At 61.9% G+C, this 17311-nt stretch carries 10 protein-coding genes; 6 read left to right on the forward strand and 4 right to left on the reverse strand.

Annotated elements, in window-relative coordinates; genetic code table 11:
- Positions 1 to 639: 639 nt before the first annotated feature.
- Complete coding sequence (locus AB4Z16_RS06235; RefSeq protein WP_441510463.1) at positions 640 to 1428, reverse strand: ABC transporter permease; 789 nt, start codon at positions 1426 to 1428, stop codon at positions 640 to 642.
- 70 nt (positions 1429 to 1498) lie between these two features.
- On the opposite strand from AB4Z16_RS06235, the gene AB4Z16_RS06240 reads away from it, so the two are divergent.
- From AB4Z16_RS06240 to AB4Z16_RS06265, 6 genes are all read left to right on the forward strand, one after another.
- Positions 1499 to 1723: a hypothetical protein gene (locus tag AB4Z16_RS06240; protein WP_441510464.1), complete on the forward strand. Its 225-nt coding sequence runs from the start codon at positions 1499 to 1501 to the stop codon at positions 1721 to 1723.
- Positions 1724 to 1789: 66 nt separating this feature from the next.
- Positions 1790 to 2689, forward strand: a complete 900-nt coding sequence (locus AB4Z16_RS06245; RefSeq protein ID WP_441510465.1) for an FkbM family methyltransferase — start codon at positions 1790 to 1792, stop codon at positions 2687 to 2689.
- A gap of 290 nt (positions 2690 to 2979) precedes the next feature.
- Positions 2980 to 4434, forward strand: coding sequence for a cytochrome P450 (locus AB4Z16_RS06250; protein ID WP_441510466.1), 1455 nt, complete (start codon positions 2980 to 2982; stop codon positions 4432 to 4434).
- Between the two features lie 14 nt (positions 4435 to 4448).
- Complete coding sequence (locus AB4Z16_RS06255; protein ID WP_441510467.1) at positions 4449 to 5297, forward strand: lysophospholipid acyltransferase family protein; 849 nt, start codon at positions 4449 to 4451, stop codon at positions 5295 to 5297.
- Complete coding sequence (locus AB4Z16_RS06260; protein WP_441510713.1) at positions 5258 to 6157, forward strand: SDR family oxidoreductase; 900 nt, start codon at positions 5258 to 5260, stop codon at positions 6155 to 6157. Before AB4Z16_RS06255 ends, AB4Z16_RS06260 begins: the two co-directional genes overlap by 40 nt.
- 58 nt (positions 6158 to 6215) lie before the next feature.
- A complete protein-coding gene (locus tag AB4Z16_RS06265) occupies positions 6216 to 7004 on the forward strand; it encodes a hypothetical protein (RefSeq protein ID WP_441510468.1) in 789 nt (262 codons plus the stop codon).
- A 37-nt stretch (positions 7005 to 7041) separates the two neighbouring features.
- On the opposite strand, the gene AB4Z16_RS06270 is transcribed toward AB4Z16_RS06265, so the two are convergent.
- From AB4Z16_RS06270 to AB4Z16_RS06280, 3 genes are all read right to left on the reverse strand, one after another.
- Positions 7042 to 8367 carry a glycosyltransferase family 4 protein gene (locus tag AB4Z16_RS06270; RefSeq protein WP_441510469.1) on the reverse strand — a complete coding sequence of 442 codons (1326 nt, stop codon included), beginning with the start codon at positions 8365 to 8367 and terminating at the stop codon, positions 7042 to 7044.
- A gap of 117 nt (positions 8368 to 8484) precedes the next feature.
- The gene (locus AB4Z16_RS06275; protein ID WP_441510470.1) at positions 8485 to 9834 is read right to left on the reverse strand and encodes an aminotransferase class I/II-fold pyridoxal phosphate-dependent enzyme; all 1350 of its coding nucleotides are present in this window, start codon (positions 9832 to 9834) and stop codon (positions 8485 to 8487) included.
- A complete protein-coding gene (locus tag AB4Z16_RS06280) occupies positions 9831 to 17270 on the reverse strand; it encodes an SDR family NAD(P)-dependent oxidoreductase (RefSeq protein ID WP_441510471.1) in 7440 nt (2479 codons plus the stop codon). The genes AB4Z16_RS06275 and AB4Z16_RS06280 overlap by 4 nt, the downstream gene beginning before the upstream one ends.
- Between the last annotated feature and the right edge of the window lie 41 nt (positions 17271 to 17311).

Genomic DNA, 17311 nt, shown 5'->3' on the forward strand with positions numbered 1-17311 from the left:
GATCACGACCTATCACCAACCTTGTCGCCATAGCCGATCTTGATCAAGCTCAAGCACTCTTGCCTTTCGTTTCCGATTTGGTCCTTCCGGACGCCGTCGGGAGTGGTGTACCCCGAACAAAATAACCCTGCCAGCCGAAGCCGGCGGAGCCAAAGCTCCTTCATCCGCGCCATCAGAGCGCGGGACCGACGCTGTTGAAGTAAGCGTTGCTCTGCTATCTACAGTCGCCAAAACTGGTCTGCGGGAGGACTTGCCATGCGTGCGCCCAACCGCAGAGGTCTCGATGGCCGCATCAACGGCGTTTTACGACGCGATGACTGTTTTCAGGCGCCTTCTGCGGCAGCGTCGCCGGATCTGGTGGCTGCAGCCCGACAAGGGGTTTCACTAATCTCGATCGCGAGCCGCAGGATAACTGCCCTTCGCGTACGCGCCTGACTTCCACGACCTGTACGCAAGCCTCCCCGAACAGCGCGATTCAGCTTCTCCCCGCCCGGCTGCGGTAGAAGACGTGGGGCTCGAACAGAATCTTCGCCTTGTCTTAGCTGTCGAAGCCCCTAATCTTCGCCAAAGCCGATCGTCGTGCCCCTCGGGGGGGGGGATTGCGGTGGAATCGGGTTGTTAAGGGCTCAGGGGGCCACCTTAGGGGTTCACCCTGTCTCTAATTCGTTCAAACAGGAAGAACCCGAGGCCGGTCAGTACAAGAGCGCTGGCGTACCCATAAAACAAATCCCCATACGTCATCACGTTCGGTCCGAAAAAGCCGGCCCTAAATGTCTCATATGCGTGGACCAGCGGGACATACGACACCATATCCCTTGCATGATCCGGGAGCCAGTCCAGCATGAAGAAGCATCCAGACAGGGGAAGAAGGAAGTATTGGATAGGCTGGATCACCTTTTCCGTGAGATCGTTAAATTCTGCAAGGCACGCGATCGTTAAGCCGAAGCCTAGCCCTAGCGCGGACATCATCCCCCAACCGGCAAGCATAAGACCCATATCGTAAAAATCTGGCAGAACCCCAAATGTGTTTAAAACAAAATACACAATGACAACACTGCCACTAACGCTGACAATCTCCAAAAGAACCTTAGCCAAAATAAAATCTAGCATGGTCATACCACGAAATATCGCTAAATTCTTACCGATCCTAGGCGCCCAAATCATTTGTCCTGTTATGTGCCGCCAAAGCGTGAGCGGCATATACCCAGTGAATACAATTGCTGTTAGCTGGATGCCGTGTTCTGTCTTTCCCTTCATAATGGACCAAAGACCCATTACACCCAGACACAACAGCATCGGCTCAACGAACACCCACAAAAAGCCGATGTTCTCGCGCCCATATCGCGTAACAACGAAGCGCAGCGTAAGTGCTTGGTAAACGCGCCGCTTCGCCGCGAGCGCCTTGCCTAATTCCGAAATCCCACTCATGAGATGAGCAATAGCCGATTAGCTGAAGTTAGGGTAGCGGTGCTGCCTAGGTCCATGCAGGAGCGATTTCATGACGGGGGTGTTTCAGCGCGTAACCGAGGCTGTCAGCCGGGTAGCTTTGAGACAGTTTGCGCCGGAGTATGACAAGCGCCGAAACGTAGAGTGGTCCAGCAAATGGATTAATGGCCGGAATGCTAAGTCAGAAGAAGAACCGCACGTCCCTTTTGAAGACATTAAGAATATAGATGAAGATTCCGCAGATCTTCGGGGTCATCGCGGCAGGTATTTCTATTGATGAGCAGGCGTTACTCGAACTTTAGCATCACTAAGATCGCGGCAAAGAACTGAACAAGGCCACCCGATGCAACTTAAGCAGTGCAATTTTCGGTATGACGATGTCCAGTTCTCTTTCCAGATCGATGAATCAGAACGCATCATCTCCGAAACCGTGGAAAAGACGGGCGTATGGGAGGAGAACCAACTTTCGCTTTATAAGCAGCTTGTCCCGGCCGGCGGAGCCTTTGTCGACATTGGGGCCAATGTCGGCGTCAATACGATCTACCTAGCGAAGGCGATCAGCGGGGCTTCCGTCATCGCGGTAGAGCCTTCTGCAGCGAATTTTTTCATCTTACAGGGGAACACCGACGCGGCTGGAGTGAACGTCAAGCTGCATCGCGTTGCTATCGCTGACCACGATGGCGAGATATCATTCGCCGGGTCAGGCACAAATGCCAAGATCGCGACGATTGGAGGTGATACGGTACCCTGTCAAACGCTCGATAGCTTCGTAAAGGGGATCGGTCTTGATAAGATCGACCTGATGAAGATCGATGTCGAGGGCTACTCAGACGCCGTTTTATCGGCCAGTTTCGACGCCCTCTCGATCACGAAGAACATGATCATGGAATTTTCCATTGGTGATGTCGCTGACAGGTTCGGAAAAGGGGACGAATTCGTTACCGACCACTTCGGAACCCTGATCGCAAGACTGCGCCCGAATTTCAGCGATTTTTACTACATTTCCCGCCGTTTTGGATTGGTGAAATTCGATAACCACCGCGATCTATTCGAAATGATCGCCATTGAAAGCCGTGTCGGCGACATTCTCGCTACTAAGGGCGACGACCTGCCGCACACGACGCCCTTCGGCTTTTCGATGCGCTGGATTCGTGACCTGGCTTCTCAAAACCATCTGCGGAACGAGGAGATGATTTCGCTTCGCAGGGAGATTGAGCGAAGGGACCGGCCAAACAATCAATGAACTACAGCGCCGGTCTTATCCGTTTTGCCCCCTTGAAGCGAATAGGGGGGCATTGTGCGGTGGTAGAGACTAAGCCAGTCGCGGATTGACCGCAACGATCTCTCCGGCGCGCAACGCCATCGCCTGGGGCCACAAACGGGTCAGGACCAAAGCCCACCATGCATTAGATTGAAACCGGTCCACTCAAGCGGGGCAGGCCAATATTGGCTAGGCATCATGGTTATTTTAGTCATGGCATAGGAATTAGTACTGCATGAACCGTGCTGGTCGCCCATCGAATCTCGTGAGTTATGCTGCAACGCAACCTTCCCTTAGCACAGCGCGCGTTCTCGCTCCGTCGCTCGCCGACTATGATCGAATATAAGACCGCTGCGGAGTTCACTCCCGCTCATCCCAAAGCCCTCACGCGGGAACCCAATTTGCTTGAGGTGATCCTCGGAGCTCGCAGGAACCTCGTAGAGATCTGGCCAGCCAAGTATTACCGCTCCGGCATCGACAGCTTCCGGATTCTGCGCCGGCAGGTCGTCTTTGTGAACGATCCGGAACATATCCGGTATGTAGTCGCGACGCGGCACAGCAATTTCGAGCGGAAAAGCCCGCAGATGCGGCGGGCGCTCGAAGCCCTGCTTGGGGACGGCCTCTTCATCAGCGATGGCGAGACCTGGAAAAAGCGCCGGCCGCTGGTCGCAGACATTGTCCACAAGCGCCGGCTGCCGGAATTCGGCAAGACGATGGAAGACGCAGCGCTCACCGTCGCCGCCGAGTGGGACGCCCTGCCCGCCGACGCAGAAGTCGAACTGACCGAGGAGATGGGACGCCTTACAGCCGCGATCATCTCGCGCGCCGTCTTCGGCAACAACATCGCGCGCGAGGCCGCCCAACAGGTCATCGACGGCTTCAGCACCTATCAGCGCCATACCGATTCGTTCAATCTCGGCTATTTCCTTGGCGCCGATAATGGTTGGCCGGCCTTTGGCGGAAAACGCCGACGCTGGGCTATCGCGATGGTGCACCGCGTCGTCGAAGGCGTCATCAACGCCCACCTAGCCGGCAAGGGTGACGCCGGCTCGATGGTCGATCTGCTGATCCGCCGCAACCAGAAGAACGGAGGAGAACCGCTGGACACCACGGCGCTGCGCAACGAAGCCGCGACGATTTTCATGGCTGGGCACGAAACCACGGCGACGACGCTGACCTGGGCTTGGTATCTGCTGGCCAATGCACCCTGGGTGCGGCGCAGCGTCCATGACGAAATCACCGCGGCCTGCGGCAATCGGGCAGCGACCCTGGCCGATCTGCCACAATTGCGCTGGTGCCGCGCCGTCATCCAGGAGACGCTGCGCCTCTACCCGCCGGTCCCCCTGTTGCCGAGGCAGGCCTTGGAGGCCGATCGCATCGGTCATATTGATGTTGAGAAATCCGCGCTCGTCATGATCGCGCCGTGGCTGCTGCACCGTTCGGTGGATCTCTGGGAGAAGCCGAACCACTTCCTACCGGAGCGCTTCTTGTCCGGCGCCCGGATCGACCCCTTCGCCTATATTCCTTTCGCGGTCGGCCCGCGGATTTGTCCCGGCATGAATTTCGGCCTGGACGAGGCGACGCTGTGCCTAGCCATCCTGGCTCAGCGCTTTGAGGTCCAGCCGCGGGAGGGTTACAAGGTCGAGCCGGTCTGCCGGCTGACATTGCGTCCGAAGGGCGGCCTGCCCGCGCGCATCGTCAAGCGTTCGCCCCAACTCCCCTTCTAGGACGGAACCGCGCCATGCAGGCCGTGGAAAGAGTACTGCATCACGCCTTGCGGAGGCTGCCGATCTCGTTCGTTTCGAACCTCGGCGCCCGGCTGGCCTGGCTCAAGATCCGATTCATCGACCCTGACGTTGCCCGCAAGGCGCGCGCCAACATCCGGCACCATTTTCCGGCCATGCCTGAAGCGGAGGCCGACAAGCTGGCATGGCGCTTTGTCGAGAATGTCGGACGCCTGATGGCGGAATTTTCCATCGTCCATCGTTTCGCCGCGGCCGAGCGGATGGAACTCGTCGGTGCGGATGTCGCCCGAGCGGATATCGGAAAGATCCCGACCATCGCGCTATGCCTACACCTCGGCAATTGGGAGGTTCTGGCGTCCGCGTTACAGATTATGGGAGTTCCGATCGCGTCGATCTCGGAAATCCCCGACAACGCAGCGCATCGTGACATCGCCGAGGCGACTCGCAGCAGCTTCAACGTCAATGTGCTCCCACCAGACCGAAACGGTGCGCTGCGCGCGCTCTCCATACTCAAGGGCAACGGCGTCCTTGCCATCTTCCCGGATGAAAAGCGCAAAGGAACCATGATGGCGCCGCTCTTTGGCCGCCAGCCCCACCTGAAGGGCAATCTGGCTTTGGTGGCAAAGCTTGCCCGGCGCACCGGCGCCCAGATCGTCGTGGCCTATTGCGAACGGGTCGGCGAGACGCGGTTTCGCCTGCATTTCGAACGACCTTTCCACATGGATCCGGGTATCGAAAATCCACTCGCCGATGTCGCCTCCCTCAACAGCCGGATCGAGCCGATCATCCTGCGCCATCTCGAGCAATGGTATTATCTGGACGACTCGATTGGGCCGATCGAGTAGAGCCTCCTTCCCGCAACGGCTCGATCGGAGAACGTCCTGTGCCAGCGCCGCCTCCGCTTAAGACTGCCGTCATTTCGGGCGGCTCGAGCGGCATCGGTCTGGCTTGCGCGCGTGTCCTCCTGAAGCGCGGCCATCGCGTCGTCCTGCTGGCGCGTGACATGAAGCGATTGCTTGATGCCAAGACGTTGCTCGGCCCGGAGCATGCCGGCCTGATCGATCCTCTGCCTGTCGACGTGGCCGACGTCGCGGCTTCGCAAAGTGCGATCGCCGAGATCGAGGCTCGCTACGGCGGCATCGACTGGCTCATCACATGCGCGGGGATCGTCGATCCCGGATTGTTTTGCGATCTCGATCTCGCCGCCCATCGGGCGCAAATGGAAACGAACTATTTCGGGACGCTTCACCTGATCCATGCAACTGTCCCCGTCATGCGTCGCGGCGGCGGCGGCCGGGTCACGCTGGTCTCGTCTGGCGCGGCCTTCATCGGCATCGCCGGTTATAGCGGCTACGCGCCTGGCAAGTTCGCAGTGAGGGCACTCGCGGAAATCCTGCGCCTGGAACTTGCCGCCGACCGCATCGCCGTCAGCGTCGCCTTTCCACCCGACACCGAAACGCCGCAGCTGGCGAATGAGAGGTTGAAGCGGCCCCCGGTGACCCGCCTGATCTCCGAGCAGGGCGGCGTGATGACTCCTGAGCGCGTCGCCGAGCAGATCATCGAGAAAGCCGAGAAGGGTGTATTCCTGCTGGCACCGTCGAAGACGATGGCGCTATTGGCCTGGTTTCATAGCCTGTACAGACCGCTGCTCGCATGGCAGCAACAGCGCCTGCTCAAACGCAGCTCCGGTCAGGAGAAACCATGAGAGCAGCAATTTCGCCTCATCGACCGCACCGTAAACCTGCTGCTCATCAGGTCAGGCGATGATCTATATCTGCTACGGCATCACCAAGTCGGCGAGCACCTTCCTCTACCAGATGACAGAGGAGGTCTTCCGCGCTGCCGGACGGCCGGTCGTCAAGCTGGGGGCGCCATTCCGGAAGTCGGATTCGGTCGAGAACTACTTCAACTTCATCGATCACGATCTTCTGGGCGAGATCGAGCGACATGTCGGCGGAGGCGACATTGTCCTCAAAACGCACGGGCCACCGCGCGGCGAGGTTGCGAGCCTGGTGGCAGCGGGGAAAGTCCTGGCGAGCGCTTCGATCAGAGATCCGCGCGAGATCGCGCTCTCGATGATCGATCACGGTGCCCGCTCACGGCGCTGGCGAAACAAGCCGTTCTCGGAATTCGTGACTGTCACCGACACGCTGAACTCGCTCGACATCCAGCTCGGTTGCTTCCGGGAGTGGGCTGTCGTCGAGCCAGTCAAGATCTTTACCTACAACGAGATCTGCTACGATAGCGCAGCCGTGATCCGCGCCATAGCGAACCAGATCGGGGCGGCCATCGACATCGAGAACGTTCTTGCCAGATTCCGGGACAAGGGTGTCATCGGCCAATTCAGCAAGGGTAAGGCGCTGCGCTACTCGGAGATGAGCCCCGGCGATCAGGCGGTCTTTCTTGAGCGCTATGCCGAGCTCTACGCCTCTCATGCATTCGACACCGACAAGGCCCGCAGCGTCGCGTCGGAGCAATCGTCGCTCAAGCTGCGGGCATCAGGCGAACTCGCCCAGCACATTACCAATCTCAGGCGCCGCTTCGGCATCTGACAACAGAGCCGAAGCGCCGAAACAGCTTAAATGCCTGTCAGCCGAGGACGCGATCGTAGACAGCTTTCATCCGCTCGGCGTAAAGCGCGGGCGAGAAGAACTCGGCACGCTTGCGCCCTCGGTTCACGAGTTCGGCGCGCAGATCGGCATCGGCATCGAGCGTCCTGATCGCATCGCGGATCTCCTCGATCTTGTAGGGATTGACCAGCATCGACGCGTCGCCGGCGACTTCCGGCATCGAGCTCGTATTCGAAGTGATCGTCGGCGTCCCCAGCAGCATGGCCTCGAGGATCGGAAGGCCAAAACCCTCGTAAAGCGAGGGAAACAGAACCGCCCGCGCGCCCCGGATCAGGGACAGGAGAGAGGACAGCGGCACATAGGGCAAGCGCTGGACCCTACGCTCCGGCTTGATATGCGAACCGTCGAAGCGCCAGCTCAGCAGGCGCTCGTCCTTCAACGTTTCAAGATCTTGCTCATATTGCCAGCCCAGACCGCCTACCAGGACGAGCGGCCGCGTCGACCCGGAGGTGGCATAAGCCTCGACCAGACGCGAGATGTTCTTTTTGGGTTCGACAGCACCCAAGAACAGAAAGTAATCCCTGAACGACAGGCCGTATCGATTTTCAACATCACGTGCCGCGTCTTCATCTGAACCGGAAATTGCAGCCTCGTTCACGGCGACAGACTGCCACGTGTTGGTAATTCGCGTGTCAGGGATGTTAAAGAATTCTTGGACATCCCGGCGCGTGAATTCCGAAACCGTTACGATATGATCAGCTTTTTTAACGATATGCCTGATCATGTTATAAAAATACTTCTTATTGTCCAGGGTGGCATAGGGAAGTCGTAGCGGAACGATATCGTGAATCGTGTAGATGTTGGCTGCGCCTTTGACGAACGCCGGCGTCGGGCGCGTCACATGGAACAAGTCGTGGCGCCCCTCGGTCTTCACCTCCATCCTCCGTCCCAACCGGTTGAAATGGAGAAAAGATCGCTCCCAGAGCCGGACCGCCCCGTGCGTCGGATGGCGTCGTTCTGCAGCCGTGCCTGAGCCGGGATCGAGCACGATGCGCGGTGCCGGCAGGCGCTGCGTCCTGGAACCAGCCGGCACCCCGATCGTCCAATCGATCGCTCGGCCGACCATCTTGACGGGATCGATGGCCTTTGGATCGACCGCGTCGTTGAGAACGACTTCCGAAAGGAGTGCGTCCCGGCGGTTGATCTTGCGCTCGATGCCGACGAGCAGCTCGACCTGATGCCCGAGGCCGCTCGCCGTGCTTGCAAGATTGCGCGCATATGTGGCGATACCGGTGCCCTGCTTCAGCGTCATCGCGTGGGCTTCGAGAAGGATGTTCTTCGACACCGGCTACATCTTTCCTGATATCGTTCGCAACGCCCCGTCGCAGCCGGGGTAGCCCGCCTGACGCCGAATCAAGCCGCGCATTTCATATGATTGACCGATAGCGCGTGAAGCCACGGCCTATTGACGCAAAATCTCGTTCAGCGAGACATCGCCCAAGGCCTTCACCTCGCGGACCAGACAATCGACGGCATCGTCGATCTGGGCGTCGCTATGCGTCGCATTGATGAAGAAGCGCAGCCGCGCCGCCTTTTCGGGAACCCCGGGCGGCACGATCGGGAAGGCGTTGATGCCTTGCACCAGCAGGCGCTCGGCCAGCATGACTGTGGGAACAGTCTCTCCGATGACGACCGGAACCACACCGAAGCCCCAGCTTTCTCCCGTATCGAGCCCGGCGGAGCGAGCCCGTTCACGGAAGCGTTGCGACTGACGCTGCAGACACAGAACGCGCTCCGGCTCGCGCACCATCAGATCGAGCGCGGCAGTGGCGGCTACCGCGTTGGTAGCGGGCATTCCCACGCTGTAAACGAAACCCGGCGCTTGGTGCTTGAGAAGGTCGACGACGGCGGCGCAGCCCGCGACATAGCCGCCACAACTGACCAGGGATTTCGACAGCGTGCCGAGCCAGAGGTCGACGCCCCGCGGCGCGACGGACTGATGCTCGAAAATGCCGCGCCCAGTCGGCCCGAGGACACCAAGGCCGTGCGCGTCGTCGATCATCAACCAGGCCGAGAAATCGGTCTTGATCTCGATCAGGCGCGCCAGGTCGGGCCCGTCGCCATCCATCGAGAACAAGCCCTCGCTGACGATGAGCACCCGCTCGAAACGATGCCGCTCGGCCGCGAGCATGGCTTCGAGGGCGTCGAGATCGTTATGCGGAAACAGCCTGCGGGCGCAGCCGGCCAGCTGGGCCCCGACCACGACGCAGTTATGGATCAGGGCGTCGTGAACGATGAGATCCTTCGGCCCCATCAGCGTCGCGATCGAAGAGACCGCGCCGGCGTGGCCGGAGACGAAGGCGATGCAGTCCTGCGCCTCGTAATTGCGCGCCAGCGCCTGCTCGAGATCGCGATGTACCCGGCGCTCGCCGGCCGTAATCCGGCTGGCCGACACAGAGCTACCGTATTCTGCGATAGCCTTCACAACCGCCTCCGTAATCTCGGGATGGCCGTTCAGCCCGAGATAATCATAGGAGGCGAAGTTGGTGACGGGCCTGCCCTCGACCACCGATGTCGCCCCCGCACGGACGTCGTGTAGACGATAATAGGGATTCTGCAGTTTGGCGAAGTCGGCAAAACTCCGCTGGAACTTCATCTGCTGGTAAAGCGGATGATCCTCGAAGGCGATGCTGGCGCGTGCCTGTGGCCGTGGTGTGCGCGCCGGAGCGGGCACAGCGCGCGGCGCCTCGTCCATCCGGGCGAGAAGACTGGCCAGCGCGCCATCGGAGAGAGGTGCGGTATCATCGCTCATTCAGCGGCACCTTCATTGGCGCGGCGCACCATCGCCTCGACCTGACCCGCCTGTTCAGGCGAGAGATCCATCTTCGAATGTACGTTGGCCAACCTGATGATCGTTGCCTGCATATTCTCGGCTGGAGCCTGCTCGACTTCCGCTTCGGCTTGATCGAGCTGATCGACGATCGTGCCGGCCATGTCGAGGAGGCTGCGGTCGCCGGCGCCGACCACCGCGATCTGAACGCCGATGGCTTCCTCCAGCGCCATATGGAGCTCCAAGGCCATCAGCGAGTCGAGGCCGAGATCCGCAAGTGGCCGCGTCAGATCGACCTTGCCTTCCGCCATGCGCAGGATTTCCGCCACCTCGCGGCGCAGAACACCGGTGACGATCCCGATGGCTTCCTCCCGGGTCTTCCCGCGCAGGGTTGAGCCAAGGTCCTCGGCGTGGACCGCCCGCACCTCGCCACCGGGGTGACCGAGATCGATGAAGGCTGCGCTCTTGAGCAGGTTCAGCTTGTCAGAGCCCCCACTGGGCGAGATTCCGGCGAAGAACTGCACCGGATCGGCAGCCTCCCCGAGACTCAGGAGCCGGCCCAGATGCGCGAGCGCCTCGAATGAGCGCATCGGAACGACTCCAGTCGTCCGCCGCAGGCGCTGCCCGAGTTGCTTGTCCCGGGCGATGAGGCCGACATCGGAGATAGCGCCCCAACCGATGGCGAGGCCGGGCTTCCCCTGACGGCGGCGGCCGCGCATGAACCCTTCGAGGAAGCCGTTTGCGGCAACATATGCCCCCTGCCCCGGGCTGCCGATCAGCGTCGTCGCCGACGAATAGGCTACGAAGAAGTCGAGCGGTTCATCCTGAGTCGCCTTCGACAGGTTGATGACACCGTCGACCTTGGTCCGCAGAACCGCCTGAAGGCGCTCCAAAGAAAGATTGGCGATCAAACCGTCGTCGAGATGTACCGCCGTATGGATCACGCCCCGGACGGGACCGTGCTCGCGGGCCAGGCGCTCGACCGTGGCCGCTACGGCAGGGCCGTCGCAGACGTCGAGCGCTTCGACGACGACCCGCGTGCCGCCGGCCCGCATCTCGGCTAGCCGCGGCGCAAGGTCTTTGTCCACTTCCCCGCGACGAGACAACAACGCGACATGCGAAGCGCCCTTGCGGGCAAGCCAATGCGCCGTTGCGAAGCCGAGCCCCGCCGTGCCGCCAACGACGAGATGGAGCCCCGGGCGGACTTTGTAGCTCATCGAGGCGAGGTCGGTTCGCGCCACATTTGGCGGCCGGATCACGATCTTGCCGACATGCTCGGAGGCCTGCATCGTGCGGAAGGCTGCGCCGACCTCGTATGCATCGAAGCTTCGGTATGTCAGGGGCCGCAGCCCCTGCGTCTGGAAGGCCTCGGACAGCTTCGCCATCATCCCGCGCACCAGTTCCGGATCAGCCGCGAGCAACTCGTCCAGGTCGATGCCGCTATAGGCGATGTTGCGCAGGAATGGCCTCAAGGCCAGCTGGGTGTTGTCGAGGAAGTCACGCTTTCCGAGTTCGAGGAAGCGCCCGAACGGCTTCAGCAGGCGGAAGCTCGCGAGCATCGCGGAGCCGGCCAGCGAATTGAGAACGACATCGACGCTGCCGAACCGCTTGCGGATTTCGCCGGCGAAACGCTCCTGACGCGAGTCGAAGACTGCGTCCGCCCCAGCGGCGGACGCGATCGCACGGCGAGCCTGGCTGCTGGCAGTGCCGAAAACGCGCGCGCCATGAAGCTTCGCGATCTGGATCGCCGCGAGGCCGACGCCACCGGCGGCACCGTGAACCAGAACGTCGTCGCCGGCGCGGATCCGGCCACGCTCGACCAGCGCATACCAGGCCGTCGAGAACACGACGGGGATCGTCGCGGCAGCTTCGAGATCGAGCCCTTCCGGAACAGGAAAGAAATGCCAATCGGGGCAAACGATATGGGAGGCGAAGGCGCCGGTGGCAAAGCCCATCACGGGGTCCCCCGGCCGTAGGCGCGTCACGCCCGATCCAACCCGGCTCACCCTGCCCGCACATTCGAAGCCAAGCGCCGCGCGGGTCAGTCCCGCACCAAGGAGGTCGTCATCGAGAAGGCCGAGTCCGACCATCACGTCGCGGTAGTTCAGACCTGCGGCGACGACATCGACCTCGATCTCGCCTGCTTGCGGGGCCAGGCGCGGTTTCCGTTGCCATTCGAAACCGTCGAGGCCAACGCCGTCGGCAAAGTGAAGCACCGCGCGCTCGTCCGGGCCGATCGGTGCCTCAGGTTCGATGCCGCGTCGAATGCGGCCGACCTCGACCCCATAGGAAGCGATCCGCAGCTCACGCTCGGCATTGTCCAAGGTCAGGATATCGGCGAGGCCGTTCTCCAGAGCAGAATCGGAGAGGTCGACGAGACGCAGGTCGATCTCGGGAAATTCGTTGATGGCCACGCGCATGAAGGCCCAGACACTGGCATCCTCACCCACGCGTTCGGAATCGACAGCTTGGCTGCTCTCGGTCAGAACCACCATCCGACAGGGACGCTCCGCAGCAGCCGCAAGCAGTTTCAACAATTCCGTCAAAGTCTCGATACGGGCAGAAAGCCTGTTGCCTGGTACCGCTTCCGAAAACTCAGGCGTGACGACGATCGTCGCTCGGTCGCCTTCCGGCAGCGTTTCGAGCCAGGCGGAAAGCGTTTCGATGCGATCGCAATCGAAGAACTCGGCCACCAAGCCATAGCGATCGTGGCGGTCGCCTGCGCCCGGCGCGGCGACAATTGCGAAATGTTCGGGTGCAACCTGCGGCCGGTCGGGAGCAACTGCCCGGGCCGTGAGCAGCGCCAGCATGCCGTCTGCGCTCTGGTGTTCTTCGATGGCTGTGGCGCGGGCTTCCTTCAAATGGCGTCGAGACCCTTCCAAACCGCCATGCGCCGCACTTGCCTGGTCCTGCCAAACAGAAGGTGTGGAGGCCCCCAGCAGGAAGGACAGATGTAGATCTTCGACGGGTCCCGCCAGCAGGATTGGCGCTTCGCCGACAAGCAGATCCAACGCACCGCGTATCGCCGCTTCGTTGGTAACCCGTAGCTGCGAAAGCGGCATGTCGAAGCCGATGAGCGCATCGAAACGAGCGGGGGCGGACTTCTCGACGCCATCAAGGATGAGCATGTCGAACAGGCTGCCGGCTCCAGGCCAATGTCTCTGCTCGTCGGCTCTCGCCGCGTTCGCAACGGCGACCGTGACCCGGGCGCGGCCGGCTTGGACCGCCTCGGCCAAAGCCTCAGCGAGCCCGCTATTCCAATCGCCGGCGACGAGCAAACGCAGGGGCCTGCCAGCGACCACGCTCCAGGTCGTGAGCGTGCTGCTCACCAGATTCCGCATTGCTGCGGAAAACCCGAGCAAGCTCCATTGATCGTGGGCCAAGCCGACGGGGCGAGCATCGGTCTCCCCCGTGCGCAGGAACGGGCCCGCGTTGCTCAGCGCCTGGGCAGCCAAGCGCAGCTCACGGTTCGCGGCCGGGACCCGCTGCAGCAGCGTGCCGAGCAGGGTTTCCGGGGACGGAAGTGCGAAGGTCGCGGACAGTCGCGTGCCGTGCTCCGTGCTGTCCAGGCCACCAGCCATTGCCAGCACATCGCGGGCCAATCCGAACAGCGGCTGAGCCACTGGCGGAACCGTGCCGTCGACGACAACGCTTTCTAAGCTGTCGCCGCGTTCGGGCGACAGCAGATCGCGGCAGAGCCGCTGCGCCAGCGAAACGGCGAATGCCTTCAGCAGCAGGGAAAGCTGCCTTGTCTCGCCGGTCTGGGGACCGCTGGCGCCCAAGGAATCGCCCACGGCATTCGGCAAGGTTGCTGGCGCGATCGACAGATGCTCCTGCCGGAACGTCCGCTCGATCATGAATGGCTTGACCAGATGGACCGAGCGCAGGACTGCGGCCTCGATCGCGGCGACAAGCTCCCCATCCTCGCTCAGCAGGGCGACGGAAAGCGTCTTGAAGCGCTCGGTTTCCCGCAGCAGCCTCGTCACCGAACGCGTAATCTTCGTCGCCGGCTTCCAGACGCGGATGTGACGAAAGCGGATCGGAAGGTGAGCCTTGCGCTCGCCATCGCGTTGAGGACGCGCAAGGAAGAGCCCGTGGAAGCTGCCATCCAGCGAGATCGGGTGGAGCACATGCGAATCGTTGAAAGCACCGGTGCCCCCCTCGGGAACCGACAAGCTGCTTTCGCCGACAGTCTCGTCCCGGCGCGTCGAGAGCACGACCCGGAAGCGCGCTCCATAGTCCAGGCCGCCACGCTCGGCCGCCGTGTAGATTTCCGCTGCCTCGCTGAGGATGGGATCCTCGACCTCGGGAATTTCAGGCACTTGCGCCGCCGCGGCCTTCCCTAGCGGCTCCAGCGTTCCGCGGGCATGCAAGATCCAGTCACCGCCGGCGAAACGACGCCGGCTCCAGACTTCGACCGTTCCTGTATGCTCGAAATAACGGGTCGAAATCTCGCGTGTCTCATCCTCGGCGAACGTCATCGCCTTGGTGATGTCGAATTCCACGATCTCCAGCGGCACGGCGCCGAACAATTCGCGGCCGGCCGCCAGAGCGAGCTCGATCAGCCCCGCCGCCGGCATGACCACGCCGCCGTCGACACGATGGTCGTCGAGGTAGGGCAGCAAGACCGGATCGATGAGATTGCGCCATTCCGGTGAGCCGTCCGAGAGTCGGGCCCCGAGTAGCGGATGCAAAGGCACGCTTGCGATCAGGCGGCCATGAGCACTGATCGCCTCATTCGTTCCTTCGAAGTGATACTGCTCCGGCTGGAACGGATAGGGCGGTAGATCTTCGATCTTGGCCGGAGAGTCGCCGAAAACAGCCCGCTGCTCGTGAGCGATACCGTTGACTGCAAGACGAGCGACCACCGCGCAGACCGGATCCCGATCCATCGCGTCGTTGGTCGACAGGGTCGACAGCACCGGACACTGGATTTCGGCTGCCTTCAGAATATCGGAGATCGGGCCAACGAGGATGGCTCGCGGCGAGATTTCGATGAAAGCCGCATCGGAATGCGCCGCCAGTGCCGTCTCGACCGCTTCGCCGAAGCGGACGGGGCGGCGGATATTGTGCCACCAATAGAACTTGTCCAGTTCCTCGTGCGCCAGCGCGCGGCCCGTTACGGTCGAATAGAAGGGCGTGTGCGGCGGCTGGGTTACGATTCCGCCTAGATCGCGCACGAGGGGTTCGCGGACGACATCGAGCGCGCGGGAATGGAACGGATAGTCCACATACAGCGGGACAGAGGCAATTCGGCTCTTGCGCGCCAACCGCGCAAGGGTTTCGAGCTGTCCCGCAGGCCCAGATACCGTCGTCGACGTAGCGCTGTTGTAGGCGGCGATATCGACCTCATCCGCCCCGGATTGCCGCAACAGATCCTCGACAGTCGAAGAGTTGCTCGCCAGAACCAGCATCCGGCCCTTGCCGCGCACAGCCTCCTGGTGCCGGCTGCGCTTGTGCATGATGCGTAAGGCGTCGCTCCGGGAGATCAGCCCGCAACACTCCGCAGCCGCGATCTCTCCGACACTGTGACCGAGGACCCCGGCAGGACGGATGCCGTATTCGGCCAGAACGGCTGCGAGGGCCGATTGCACGGCGAAGATTAGCGGCTGCGCGATCGAGGTTTGCTCGAGCTGCTCGGGCGAGACACCGTCCCGCAGGCAGTCGGCAATCGACCAGCCGGCGATCTCTGCGTAGAGGCGGTCGATCTCGTCAATCTCACGCCGAAAGGCCGCGTTGCCGCGATAGGCAGCGACGCCCATCTGTCCGAACTGCGCACCGTTCCCGCTGAAGACGAAGACGGCGTCGCGGACCGCGCCATGGACCACGGCTGTCGAGGCACGGGCCTGCACATCGGAGCCCTGCCCGAAGGCGCGCAGGGTATTGGCCACATCCGCTGCGGCAATTGCCTCGCCAGCAAGCGGAATGGCAATGCGATGCGGCAATACCTCTCGCTGATATGCGAGGCCGCCCGCCACATGGGCACTCGTTTGGCCGCCCGAAATCGTCTCCGCGATTTGCAGCGAGCGAGTCTTGAGCGCTTCCGCTGTACTGGCTGAGACCAGCAGCACTTCGGCGGAGCGTGAAGACAGCTTGTGTGCTTCGGCGGCCTCATTGCTTCGTGCCGTGCGCAGGATGGCATGGCCATTCGTGCCGCCGAAGCCATAGTTGCAGATGCCGGCGAAGAGCTCCCGGCCATCGGATGGCAGCGCAAGCGACTGGGTGACGGGCGAGAGGTTGAGGTCATCGAAGGCGATGGCCGTATTCCGTTCTTCCGCGAACAGCGAGCGGGGAACGACGCGATGCTCCAGCGCGAGGCTCGCCTTCAACAAGCTCGCGAGGCCCGAAGCAGCCTCGAGATGGCCGATATTGGATTTGACCGAACCGATCGGCAGAGGGCTCGCCCGGCGCTGCCCCAATGCTTGGCCGATAGCCGCCGCCTCGATGGGGTCGCCGATCTTCGTCCCCGTTCCGTGCGCCTCGACAAAAGCGAGCGCATCAGGGTCGAGCCCCGCCGACCGGTAGATCGTCTCGATCAAATGCTGCTGAGATTCCGTTGAGGGCAGCGAGATGCCATTGGTCCGGCCGTCCGCATTCGTGCCGGCGGCGACGACCACGCTGCGGATCCTGCGCCCGGCCGCGACCGCGTCGGGCTCCCGTTGCAGCACCAGCACCACCGCCCCTTCGGAGCGCACATAGCCGTCTGCAGCTTCCGAGAACGGGCGACATAACCCTGTTGGCGAGAGCATCCGGGCTTGCGAGAAGCCGATGAAGGGAACCGGCGAAAGCAGCATGTTCACGCCGCCGACGATCGCCACCTCGATCTCCCCGGCTCGCAGCGCCGCGACAGCTTGCGACAGAGCCACGAAAGAAGACGAACACGCCGCGTCGGCAGTGAAGCTCGGCCCCTTCAGGTCAAAGACATAGGATAGCCGGTTGGCGAGAATCGACAGGGCATTGCCCGTCATGAAGTGACTGCCGATGACGGCTGGATCGAACGCGCCGACACTTTGATAATCGGCAAGCGAGGCGCCGACATAGACGCCGATATTGCGGCCCGCCAGCGATGACGGAGGCAATCCAGCATCCTCGCAGGCTCGCCACGTCGCCGTCAGCAGAAGGCGCTGCTGCGGGTCCATCTGCTGCGCCTCGCGTGGCGAAATATTGAACGGCGCCGGATCGAAGCCGAAGGCATCGTCGAGATACCCTCCAGCGAAAGTATAGGAGAAGCCAGGAGCGGGGTCGCCCGGCCGAAGGAACCGCTCGATATTCCAGCGCCCGTGCGGCCTTGGCGCCACGACGTTTCGGCCGGCCTGCAGCAATTCCCAGAATGATGCGAGCGAATTCGCGCCGGGCAGGATGCACGATGCGCCGACAATAGCGGCTTCAGTGACAGTCGACGGCTTTCGAAACGACATAGACTTCGGCAATCCCGACGACCCCGTGCAATCAGCGCAGG

Origin of the sequence: Allobosea sp. TAF32 (genome assembly GCF_052113585.1) — a bacterium.
Taxonomy (GTDB): Bacteria; Pseudomonadota; Alphaproteobacteria; order Rhizobiales; family Beijerinckiaceae; genus Allobosea.